An 11,490-nucleotide genomic window follows, 5' to 3' on the forward strand; every position below is an offset into this window, starting at 1 on the left:
TCAGCTCCCTGCTCGTGAAGGGTGAGACCGATCCGCGCCGTCCCGGGTCGACGGGACGGCCGCGGATGATCTACGGATCTGAATGCACCCTAGGCGGACGGCGGATGCCGAACATCCACCGAAAAGCGGAAGAACCCATGGCACGGTGGCAGGGCCGGCGAGTCGCAACAGGTACGTCACCACCGCGTCATCAGTCCGAAGTGGGTGATCGCGCTTCAGCGATCGATGAGCATGGCGAGGGCGAGTGCCGCGATGATGATGCTGGACAGTAGGGCGGTGACCAGGCGGCCCCGGTCGCCGGTGAGCACCCGGCCGATCACCGTGCCGCCAGCGGCGATCAGCAGCTGCCAACTTGCCGAGGCGGTGAACACGCCGAAGGTGAACAGCACGGCGACGGCGGTCCCGGAGCCACCCAGATCCGCCCGGCCGAGCACCAACGCGGTGAAGTAGACGACAGTGGCCGGATTGAGCATGGTCAGCGCGAGGATCCCGACGAACGCCCGCGCCGGAGTCTCCAGTCGTCGCCCGACTCCGACACTCGACCGACCCGCGCCGCCGGGTTGGTCCACACCGCGCGGCTGGTCCGCCGGGCCGGTCGCCGGCCGGGCCGACCTGCGCGAACGCCACGCCCGCCAGGCGCCATGCACGGCAAGCGCGAACAGTACCGCCGCCGCGATCAGCCGCAGCGGTGTGGCCAGCGGGGCCAGCCAACCGGCGACGACGGCCCCGCCGAACGCGGCCACCCCGGCGTAGATGCCGTCCGCGGTGGCCACACCGAGCGCGGCGGACGCCCCCACCCGGAACGAGGTGCGGGCGGCAAGTCCGAGGATGAGCACGGCGATCGCACCGACCGGGATGGCGACACCGTAGCCGGCTATCAGGCCGGCCAGGAACGCGCCGGTCACGACCGTACGCGGTGTGTCGAGACCGGACCCGCAGTCGGCTGCTGTCGGCGTGCGGCGGTAGCCACGGCGACAGGAAACGGCTGCATCGGGTACGTCTCACTCACGCGGTCATCCTGCGACGGCCACGCCACCCGCCGCCAGCCATATTCCGGCCCACCCGACCCGGCTCCGCTTGCCGGGGCGGAGCCCGCGCCACCAGCGACAATTTCGAATGATTGTTGCGCGGAAACCTTTATCCGTCGAGGGTGGAAGAAATTGGCCTCAGCCACGACACGAATTCGAAACTGATGCGCAACAACGGGCATCATTCGGCCGCCCAGTGCCACAGAGCGGGCAACCAGAAGTGGACACGTCAGCCCATATATGGGCCGTAACACCGCTTTTGTCCTGATCGGTCGATGCCATCTCAGCCATAGGCGCTGCCGGATTCAGGAATCAACAGATCGGTTGATCTGGATGGCAAAAGCATCAGAGTACGGGATTCCGCCGAGAGATCATATCCCTCAACATCTATGCTTTTTCGGCCTAGCATCTGTGTCAGCCAATCACCCGACCAACGGCCCCCCGGTCACAAACCGGGTGGTCGCGCATGGAAAGGAGGCGGGAGATGTCTTTCTCCCGGCCACCACGACGCCTCGGGCGCCTCGGACTCACCGTCACCGCGGTGCTCACCACCGTGGCATTCGCCGCACCGGCGAACGCCGAACCCGCCACCGGCCAGGTCCTGCACGCCGACGACCAGAGCGCCGTCACCGACTCGTACATCGTCGTGCTGAAGGACAGCGCGGTGAGCCGGGCACAGGTCGGGGCCACCGCCAAGACCCTCGCCGACAAGCACGGTGGCAGCGTCGCCCGCACCTACCGGGACGCCCTGCGCGGCTTCGAGGTGCGGCTGTCCGAGCGGGCGGCCAAACGGCTCGCCGCCGACCCGGCCGTGGCGTACGTGCAACAGAACCGCACCGTCTCCATCTTCGACACCCAGTCCCCCACCCCGTCCTGGGGTCTGGATCGCGTCGACCAGCGGTCACTGCCGTTGAACAACGCCTACACCTACCCGAACAACGGGGCCGGTGTCACCGCGTACATCATCGACACCGGCATCCGGTTCTCCCACAGTGACTTCGGCGGGCGGGCCGTCACCGGCTTCGACGCCATCGACGGCGGCAGCGCCGACGACGGCAACGGGCACGGCACCCACGTGGCCGCCACGGTCGGCGGCAGCGCGTACGGTGTGGCCAAGGGCGTCACCCTGGTCGGAGTGCGCGTACTCAACAACAGCGGCAGCGGCACCTACGCACAGGTCATCGCGGGTATCGACTGGGTCACCGCGGACCACGAGCCGGGCGAGCCAGCGGTGGCGAACATGAGCCTTGGCGGCGGCTACGACCAGGCCACCAACGACGCGGTCAGCCGTTCCATCGCCGACGGCGTGGTGTACTCCCTCGCGGCCGGCAACAGCAACGCCAACGCGTGCAGCTCCTCCCCCGCCGCCACCCCGGAGGCGATCACCGTCGGCGCCACCACCAGCACCGACGCCCGGGCCAGCTACTCCAACTACGGCACCTGCCTGGACATCTTCGCCCCTGGCAGCAGCATCACCTCGGCCTGGATCGGCAGCGACACCGCCACCCGCACCATCGACGGCACCTCGATGGCGGCACCGCACGTCGCCGGCGCGGCTGCCCTGGCGTTGGCCGCCAACCCCGGCTACACCCCGCAGCAGATCCGCGACCTGCTGGTCAACGACGCCACCAGCAACGTGGTGACCAGCCCCGGCACCGGCTCGCCGAACAAGCTGCTCTACACCGGCAACATCGTGCCGCCCACCCAGGACTTCGGCCTCACCGTCACCCCCGGTGCCGGCACCATCGACCCCGGCGGCTCGACCACCGTCACGGTCGGCACCACCACCACTGTCGGCACGCCGCACAGCGTCCAGCTGAGCGTCACCGGCCTGCCTGCGGGGGTGACCGCCGCCTTCAGCCCGGCCGTCGTCACCTCCGGTGGCACCGCCACGCTGACCCTGAGCAGCACCGCCGCCACCCCTTCGGGCCTGTACTCGCTGACCGTGGTCGGCGCCGGACCGGAGACCCAGCAGAGCGCGTCGTTCGCCCTCACCGTGAACGGTCCGCCCGGCTGCGCGCAGACCAACGCCACCGACTACCCGATCAACGACAACAGCACGATCGAGAGCACCATCGTGATTCACGGGTGCGCGGGCAACGCCAGTGCCACCAGCACGATCGACGTCCGCATCTACCACACCTGGATCGGTGACCTGACCGTCTCGCTGATCGCCCCGGACGGCACCGCCTACGTGCTGCACAACCGCAGCGGCAGCAGCGCCGACAACATCTTCCAGACCTACACCCGGGACCTCTCCGACAAGGTCGCCGACGGCGTCTGGAAGCTCCGGGTCCAGGACTCCGCGGGCGCGGACACCGGATACCTGGACAGTTGGACGTTGACCCTGTGACCCGCCACCGATAGCGGCAGCGGGGAAACGCAACCGCCCGGGTACCGGCTGTGGCCGGTACCCGGGCGCCATGCCTGGGCGATGCGCGACACGAGTTGCGGCAAGTCGGCGTCATCCGGCCCGATTGAGGGCACGAATTGCGGCATCTCGTGCGGTGACCCGGGTCGGGTCAGACGTTGAAGCCGAGGGAGCGGAGCTGGTCGCGCCCCTCATCGGTGATCTTGTCCGGGCCCCACGGCGGCAACCAGACCCAGTTGATCCGGATGTCGTTCACCAGCCCACCGCCGGGACCGGTGGTCAGCGCCGACCGGGCCTGGTCCTCGATCACGTCGGTCAGCGGGCAGGCCGCCGAGGTCAACGTCATGTCCAGAGTGGCCACGTTCTCGTCGTCGATGTGCACGCCGTACACCAGGCCGAGATCGACCACGTTGATGCCCAGCTCCGGGTCGACAACGTCCTTCATCGCCTCCTCGACGTCGGCAACGGCGGCCTTACCACCGGTCGTCGGCGTCGTCGGGCCGCCGGTCGTCGGCGTCGTCGGACCATCGGTCGTCGGCGTTGCCGCGCCGTTGGTCGTCGGCGTTGCCGCGCCATCGGTCGCCACGGTGCCCGTCTCCGGCGTGGTGGTGCTTTCCTCGCTCATGCCTTGACCTCCGTCGGGCTCGCGCCCACCCCGGCGCGTGCCGCGGCGTCCTTGAACGCCATCCACGGCAACAGCGCGCACTTGACCCGGGCGGGATAGCGAGCGACACCCTCGAACGCCACCCCGTCGCCGAGCACGTCCTCGTCCGGCGCGACCTGGCCACGGCCGGACACCAGCGTCACGAACGCCGTGTGCACCTCGAACGCCTCGGCCATGTTCCGGCCGGTCAGCAGCTCGTGCAGCACACTCGCGGACGCCTGGCTGATCGAACAGCCCATCCCGTCGTACGACACGTCGTGCAGGACGTCGCCGTCGGTGGCCACCCGGATGGTCACCTCGTCACCACAGGTCGGGTTCACGTGGTGCGCCTCGCCGACCTGGTCGGCCGGGTCGGCGGCGTCGCGCAACCCGCGACCGTGCGGATGCTTGTAGTGATCCAGGATGATCTCCTGGTAAAGAGTGTCAAGCTGCATCAGGCTGAACTCCTGTCGATTCGCCCGGCTCCTGCGTCGCCCGGCTCACCCGAACACCTTCCGCACCTGTTCCAGGCCCGCCACCAGGGCGTCGATCTCCTCAGTGGTGGTGTAGAGGTAGAACGAGGCCCGGGTCATCGCCGGCACGCCGAAGCGGGTGCAGACCGGCCGGGCACAGTGGTGGCCCACCCGCACCTGCACACCACGGGAGTCCAACACCTGCCCCACGTCGTGCGGATGCACGTCGCCGAGGGCGAAGGAGATCGTGCCGCCCCGACCCACCGGCACCTCCGGGCCGAAGATCCGCAGGCCGGGCACGCTGCCCAGGGCATCCAGGGCGTACGCGGTGAGCTGCTTCTCGTGCCACTGGATCGCCCGCATGCCCAGGCCGGTGAGGTAGTCCACAGCGGCGCCGAGCGCCACCGCCTCGGCGATCGGCGGGGTGCCGGCCTCGAAGCGGGCCGGCGGAGCGGCGAACGTGGAGCCGCCCATCGTCACCGTCTCGATCATCGAGCCGCCGCCGAGCACCGGGGGCATCGCCGCCAGCAGCTCGGCCCGCCCCCAGAGCACCCCGATGCCGGTCGGGCCGCACATCTTGTGCCCGGTGAAGACGATGAAGTCGGCGTCCAGGTCGACCACGTCGATCGGCATGTGCGGCACCGACTGCGAGCAGTCCAGCAGCAGCAGCGCCCCCACCTCACGGACCCGTGCGGTGATCCGCGCGGTGGCGTTGATCGTGCCGAGGATGTTCGACATGTGCACCAGCGAGACGATCTTCGTCCGCTCGTTGACCAGGTCGGTGAGCCCCGACTCGTCCAGCCGCCCCTGCTCGGTCACCGGGAACCAGCGCAACGTCGCACCGGTACGCTCGGCCAGCAGCTGCCACGGGACGATGTTCGAGTGGTGCTCCATCTCGGAGATGACGATCTCGTCACCGGGGCCGAGCCGGAACCTCGGGTCGGCGTCGGCGCGCAGCGAGGCGTTGGAGAAGGCGTACGCCACGATGTTTATCGCCTCGGTGGAGTTCTTGGTGAACACCACCTCGTCCACACTTGGCGCGTTGACGAACGCGGCCACCCTGCCCCGGGCCGCCTCGTACGCCTCGGTGGCCTCGGTGCCCAACGTGTGCACCGAACGGGACACGTTGGCGTTGTGCCGCTCGTAGTGTTCGCGCAGCACGTCGAGCACCTGACGCGGCTTGTGCGAGGTGTTGGCGCTGTCGAGGTAGACCAACGGATGCCCGTTGATCTCCCGGCCCAGGATCGGGAAGTCGGCGCGCACCGCCGCCACGTCGTAGCCCGGCACGTCGTCGTACTGCGGCATCCCCGGTGGGATCGCGATGGTGGTCATCGTGGTGACCGGCCCTTCTGTGGGTTTCAGGCCCGCGCCGAACCGGCTCCGGCGACGTACCGCTCGTAGCCCTCTTCCTCGAGCTTGTCGGCCAGCTCCGGGCCGCCTTCCTCGACGATCCGGCCGGCCACGAAGACGTGCACGAAGTCCGGCTTGATGTAGCGCAGGATCCGGGTGTAGTGGGTGATCAGCAGCAGGCCGGTGTCGCCGGTGTCGCGCACCCGGTTCACGCCCTCGCTGACCACCCGCAACGCGTCCACGTCGAGCCCGGAGTCGGTCTCGTCGAGAATGGCGATCTTCGGCTTGAGCAGCTCCAGCTGCACGATCTCGTGCCGCTTCTTCTCGCCGCCGGAGAAGCCCTCGTTCACGTTGCGCTGGGCGAACGCCGGGTCCATGTGCAGGCGCTCCATGGCGCCGCGCAGCTCGCCGCCCCAGGTGCGCAGCTTCGGCGCCTCGCCGTCGATCGCGGTCTTGGCGGTACGCAGGAAGTTCGCCACCGACACGCCGGGCACCTCGACCGGGTACTGCATGGCCAGGAAGAGGCCGGCGCGGGCCCGCTCGTCGACCGACAGCTCCAACACGTCCTCGCCGTCGAGCGTCACCGAGCCACCGGTGATCTCGTACTTCGGGTGGCCGGCGATCGAGTACGCCAGGGTCGACTTGCCGGATCCGTTGGGGCCCATGATGGCGTGGGTTTCGCCCGAATTGACCGTCAGGTTTACCCCGTGCAGGATCGGCTTGAGCTCACCCTCAGGCAGCTTCACCGACACCTGCAGGTCACGGATCTCCAGGGTGCTCATTATCGGGTCACTCCATTGCTCGGCAGCGGACGGCCGTCGCCGTCCACGGGAAGGTAGATGTCGCCGTCGCGGACTTCGACGGGATAGACAGGAACAGGTTCGGTGGCCGGCAGCCCGGTCGGCTCGCCGGTGCGCAGGTCGAAGCGGGAGCCATGCAGCCAGCACTCCAGCGTGCAGCCCTCGACCTCGCCCTCGGAGAGCGCCACAGCGGCGTGTGAGCACTCGTCGTACACGGCGTAGAACTGGTCGTCCTCGCCGTGCACGAGGGCGATCTGGGTGCCGTCGACGTCGGCGCTGATCACGGTGCCCTTCGGCACGTCCTCGACGGCGCAGATGCGGATCATCAGGCGCCGACCTTGGTGAGTCGGGCCTCGATCGCCTCGCCGAGCCGCTCGCGCAGCTCCTCGACCGGGATCTTGTTCAGCAGCTCGGCGAAGAAGCCGCGCACCACCAGCCGGCGGGCCTCGGCCTCCGGGATGCCCCGGGCCATCAGGTAGAACAGCTGCTCGTCGTCGAAGCGGCCGGTGGCGCTGGCGTGGCCGGCGCCGGCGATCTCGCCGGTCTCGATCTCCAGGTTCGGCACGGAGTCGGCCCGCGCGCCGTCGGTGAGCAGCAGGTTCCGGTTGATCTCGTACGTGTCGGTGCCGGTCGCCTCGGCCCGGATCAGCACGTCGCCGACCCAGACGGTGCGGGCGCTCTCGCCCTGCAACGCGCCCCGGTAGCCGACGTAGCTGCGGCAGTCCGGCACGGTGTGGTCGACCAACTGGCGGTGCTCCAGGTGCTGGCCGGAGTCGGCGAAGTAGAGACCGTACAGCTCGGCCTCGCCACCCCGGTCGGTGTACTCGACGCTGGTGTACTGCCGGACCAGGTTTCCACCGAGGCTGACCTGCACGTGCAGCACCCGGGCGTCGCGGCCCAGCCGCACCTTCAGGTGCTGCGCCTGCACCGCGTCGTCGGCCCAGTCGGCGACGGTGACCAGGGTCAGCTTCGCCCCGTCGCCGACGGTCACCTCGACGTTGTCGGCGAGGGTCGCCGAGCCGACGTGCTCCAGCACCAGGATCGCCTCGGCGAACCGGCCCACCTCTACCACCGTGTGCCCGAAGGCCAGCCCGTCGCTGCCCTCGCCGACCACCCGCAGCAGGGCCGGGCCGCTCACCACCGCGTCCTGGGCCACCCGCACCAGCAGCGCCTGCTCGGTGCCGCCGTAGGCCAGCGCGCTGACCCGGTCGACCGGGGTGAGCACGCGGCCGACCCGCTGGTCGTCGCGGCCGATCCGCTCGACGGTCACGCCCTCGGGCAGGTCGGCGTAGTCGTGCCGGACCGTGCCGGTGGCGGTACGGTCGGCACCGACCAGCCCGCGCAGCCGCTTGAGCGGGGTGAAGCGCCACTCCTCCTCCAGGCCGGTGAGGGCCGGGAAGTCGGCGACGTCGTACGAGCGCAGCGCCTGCGACTTGGTGCTGGGCGGCGCGGAAGCCTGGGTAGTCATCTCGTCCTTGGTCTGTTCTTACGACGACGGGGTCCGGTGCTGCGGTGGCGGGCCGGCCAGGGCCGGCCCGCCGGGTGGGCGGTCAGCCGACCGCGCCCTCCATCTGGAGCTCGATCAGGCGGTTGAGTTCCAGGGCGTACTCCATCGGCAGTTCCTTGGCGATCGGCTCGATGAAGCCGCGCACGATCATCGCCATCGCCTCGTCCTCACTCAGGCCCCGGCTCATCAGGTAGAAGAGCTGGTCCTCGCTGACCTTGGAGACGGTCGCCTCGTGCCCCATCGACACGTCGTCCTCGCGGATGTCGACGTACGGGTAGGTGTCCGAGCGGGAGATGGTGTCGACGAGCAGTGCGTCGCACTTGACCGTGCTGGCGCTGCTGTGCGAACCCTCCAGCACCTGCACCAGGCCCCGGTACGAGGTCCGGCCGCCGCCGCGGGCGATCGACTTCGACACGATGGTGCTGCTGGTGTGCGGCGCGGCGTGCACCATCTTGGCGCCCGCGTCCTGGTGCTGCCCCTCGCCGGCCATGGCCACCGAGAGCACCTCGCCCTTGGCGTGCTCACCGGTCATGTAGACGGCCGGGTACTTCATCGTCACCTTGGAGCCGATGTTGCCGTCGATCCACTCCATGGTCGCGCCCTCGTGGCACACGGCACGCTTGGTGACCAGGTTGTAGACGTTGTTGGACCAGTTCTGGATGGTGGTGTAGCGGCACCTGGCGTTCTTCTTCACCACGATCTCCACCACGGCGCTGTGCAGCGAGTCCGAGGAGTAGATGGGCGCGGTGCAGCCCTCGACGTAGTGCACGTACGCACCCTCGTCGACGATGATCAGCGTCCGCTCGAACTGGCCCATGTTCTCGGTGTTGATCCGGAAGTACGCCTGCAGCGGGATCTCCACCTGCACACCCTTCGGCACGTAGATGAACGAGCCACCGGACCACACGGAGGTGTTCAGCGCGGCGAACTTGTTGTCGCCGACCGGGATCACCGTGCCGAAGTACTCCTTGAAGACGTCCTCGTGCTCCTTGAGCGCGGTGTCGGTGTCGAGGAAGAGGACACCCTGCTCCTCCAGATCCTCACGGATCTTGTGGTAGACCACCTCGGACTCGTACTGGGCGGCGACGCCGGCGACGAGGCGCTGCTTCTCCGCCTCCGGGATGCCCAGCTTGTCGTAGGTGTTCTTGATGTCCTCGGGCAGGTCCTCCCAGCTGGTGGCCTGCTTCTCGGTGGAGCGCACGAAGTACTTGATGTTGTCGAAGTCGATCCCGGTGAGGTCCGCGCCCCAGGCCGGCATCGGCTTGCGCTCGAACAGCCGCAGGCCCTTCAGGCGCAGGTCGAGCATCCAGGCCGGTTCGTTCTTCTTGGCCGAGATGTCCCGCACCACCGCCTCGTTGAGGCCGCGCTGGGCGACGGCCCCGGCGACGTCCGGGTCGGCCCAGCCGTACTCGTAGTTGCCCAGGGCGGCGAGCTGCTCCTCCTGGGTCAGGGGCTGGACGATCTGCTCGGTCATCTATCTGTCCTCACAGTGGTGACGGTCTTACCGGACTGGGCAGGCGGCGGGCCGGGAATGTGCGTGGTGCACACCCCGTCGCCGTGCGCGATGGTGGCCAGGCGCTGCACGTGCGTGCCGACCAGGCGGGAGATCACCGTGGTCTCGGCCTCGCAGAGCTGGGGGAACTCGGCGGCCACGTGTGCCACCGGGCAGTGGTGCTGGCAGAGCTGGCCGCCGGAAGCGATCGTGGACGCACTGGCAGCGTAGCCCTCGGCGGTCAGCGCCGCGGCGAGTGCCTCGGCTCGGGCCATCGGATCCTCCCCGGCGTCGGCCAGGGCGGCCCGGCAGCGGGCCTCCAGGGCGGCCACCTGCTCGGAGGCGAACTCCTCCACCGCCCGGGTGCCGCCGGTACGGGCGATCCAGCGCAGCGCGGCGGTGGCCATGTTGTCGTAGTGGTGGGTGCCGCACCGGCTGCGGGCGGCGTCGGTGAGCAGGAAGACCTTGGCGGGTCGACCCCGGCCGCGGTGGCCGTGCACGGTCTGCTCGCGAGCGACGACGTCCCCGTCGGCGAGCATCGCGTCGAGGTGCCGGCGGATCGCCGCCGGGCTCAACCCCAGCGCGTCGCCGAGCTGAGCCGCGGTGACGGCGCGGCGCTCCAACAGCAACTGGGTGACCCGATCCCGGGTCGACACGTCCGCCGCCCCCGGCCGGGTCTCCCCCTGGTGCGGCTGGCCCGCCACGCGGGCGGAGCGGGCCGCACCGGCGGCCGGTACGGCCGTCGGTCGGTGCCCAGGCAGCGCCGCCGCGTTTTTCACAACGCCAACGTTACGTAATTCCGGGGGGCCCTGCAAACCGGGGGTGGGGGTGATCCGAACCACCGGCGTGGCGGATCCACGTCCGGCGCGATCACTACGGTGCGTAGGATTTGCGCCGTGACGCTCGCTGCCCGGTTTCCGGTCTCCGCCACTCTGCTGCGTCGGCTCGCGTTCGCGTCGATCGTCGCGAACGTCGCGATCGTCGGCACCGGCGGCCTGGTCCGACTCACCGCCTCCGGGCTGGGCTGCCCCACCTGGCCCCGGTGCACCGACGAGTCGTACGTCAACACGCCCGAGATGGGCGTGCACGGGGTGATCGAGTTCGGCAACCGGCTGCTCACCTTCGCGGTCGGCGCCATCGCGCTGGCGGTGGTGGTGGCGGTGCTGCTGCACCGGCCCCGACGCCAGGGACTGCTGCCGCTGGCCCTCGGAGTGCTGTTCGGCATCCCAGCCCAGGCGGTGATCGGCGGGATCACCGTGCTCACCGACCTCAACCCGTGGGTGGTCGGGCTGCACTTCCTCGCCTCGATGGTGGTCATCGCGGTGGCGTACGCGCTCTGGCGCCGGATCGGCGACCCGGACGGACCGGTGGTGCCGACGGTGCCCGGCCCACTACGCGCCCTGGCCCGGCTCACCGTCGCGGTCAGCGCCTCCGTCCTGGTGGTCGGGACCTGGGTGACCGGCAGCGGCCCGCACGCCGGTGACCACGGCGCGGCCCGCAACGGCCTGGACCCGGAGACCATCTCCCAGGCCCACGCGGACGGGGTGTTCCTGCTGCTCGGGCTCTCCGTGGCGCTGATCTTCGCCTTCCGCGCCGTCGGCGCCGCCCGGGCCGCCCGGGCCGCCACCGTGCTGGTCGCGGTGGAGCTGGGACAGGGCGTGATCGGCTTCGTGCAGTACTTCACCGACCTGCCCGCGCTGCTGGTCGGCGCGCACATGGTCGGTTCCTGCCTGGTGCTGCTGGCCACCCTGGGCATGCTCTGGTCGACCCGGGAACGTCGCCCCGCCGTCGTCGCCGAACCCTCCCGACCCAGCCCCGCCGAGGTC

11 protein-coding genes are annotated in these 11,490 nt (G+C 69.9%); 2 read left to right on the plus strand and 9 right to left on the minus strand.

Annotation, left to right across the window (positions count from 1 at the left end; all coding sequences use genetic code 11):
* Window positions 1–215: 215 nt before the first annotated feature.
* Entirely contained in the window at window positions 216–905 is a 690-nt protein-coding gene (locus C1I93_RS10375) for a LysE family transporter (protein WP_111243033.1), read from the minus strand.
* A gap of 607 nt (window positions 906–1,512) precedes the next feature.
* Between C1I93_RS10375 and C1I93_RS10380 the strand changes: the two genes are divergently transcribed.
* Complete coding sequence (locus C1I93_RS10380; protein ID WP_223256562.1) at window positions 1,513–3,381, plus strand: S8 family peptidase; 1,869 nt, start codon at window positions 1,513–1,515, stop codon at window positions 3,379–3,381.
* Between the two features lie 169 nt (window positions 3,382–3,550).
* Here C1I93_RS10380 and C1I93_RS10385 read toward each other — a convergent pair whose 3' ends face one another.
* From C1I93_RS10385 to C1I93_RS10420, 8 genes are all read right to left on the minus strand, one after another.
* Window positions 3,551–4,024, minus strand: a complete 474-nt coding sequence (locus tag C1I93_RS10385) for a metal-sulfur cluster assembly factor (protein WP_111243035.1) — start codon at window positions 4,022–4,024, stop codon at window positions 3,551–3,553.
* Window positions 4,021–4,497 (minus strand): Fe-S cluster assembly sulfur transfer protein SufU, encoded by a 477-nt coding sequence (sufU, locus tag C1I93_RS10390; RefSeq protein WP_111243036.1) that lies wholly within the window; start codon window positions 4,495–4,497, stop codon window positions 4,021–4,023. The genes C1I93_RS10385 and sufU overlap by 4 nt, the downstream gene beginning before the upstream one ends.
* Before the next feature lie 45 nt (window positions 4,498–4,542).
* Complete coding sequence (locus C1I93_RS10395) at window positions 4,543–5,847, minus strand: cysteine desulfurase (RefSeq protein WP_111243037.1); 1,305 nt, start codon at window positions 5,845–5,847, stop codon at window positions 4,543–4,545.
* A 26-nt stretch (window positions 5,848–5,873) separates the two neighbouring features.
* Entirely contained in the window at window positions 5,874–6,647 is a 774-nt protein-coding gene (gene sufC, locus C1I93_RS10400; RefSeq protein WP_111243038.1) for a Fe-S cluster assembly ATPase SufC, read from the minus strand.
* Window positions 6,647–6,991 carry a non-heme iron oxygenase ferredoxin subunit gene (locus C1I93_RS10405; RefSeq protein WP_111243039.1) on the minus strand — a complete coding sequence of 115 codons (345 nt, stop codon included), beginning with the start codon at window positions 6,989–6,991 and terminating at the stop codon, window positions 6,647–6,649. Before C1I93_RS10405 ends, sufC begins: the two co-directional genes overlap by 1 nt.
* The gene (gene sufD / locus C1I93_RS10410; protein ID WP_111243040.1) at window positions 6,991–8,133 is read right to left on the minus strand and encodes a Fe-S cluster assembly protein SufD; all 1,143 of its coding nucleotides are present in this window, start codon (window positions 8,131–8,133) and stop codon (window positions 6,991–6,993) included. Before sufD ends, C1I93_RS10405 begins: the two co-directional genes overlap by 1 nt.
* Window positions 8,134–8,215: 82 nt before the next feature.
* The gene (gene sufB / locus C1I93_RS10415; protein WP_111243041.1) at window positions 8,216–9,646 is read right to left on the minus strand and encodes a Fe-S cluster assembly protein SufB; all 1,431 of its coding nucleotides are present in this window, start codon (window positions 9,644–9,646) and stop codon (window positions 8,216–8,218) included.
* Complete coding sequence (locus tag C1I93_RS10420) at window positions 9,643–10,443, minus strand: helix-turn-helix transcriptional regulator (RefSeq protein ID WP_181445106.1); 801 nt, start codon at window positions 10,441–10,443, stop codon at window positions 9,643–9,645. The genes sufB and C1I93_RS10420 overlap by 4 nt, the downstream gene beginning before the upstream one ends.
* A 99-nt stretch (window positions 10,444–10,542) precedes the next feature.
* Between C1I93_RS10420 and C1I93_RS10425 the strand changes: the two genes are divergently transcribed.
* Window positions 10,543–11,490 (plus strand): COX15/CtaA family protein (locus C1I93_RS10425; RefSeq protein WP_181445107.1); only part of this gene is annotated, 948 nt, incomplete at its 3' end.

It is taken from the genome of Micromonospora endophytica (assembly GCF_003236305.1).
In the GTDB taxonomy this organism is placed as follows: Bacteria; Actinomycetota; Actinomycetes; order Mycobacteriales; family Micromonosporaceae; genus Micromonospora; species Micromonospora endophytica.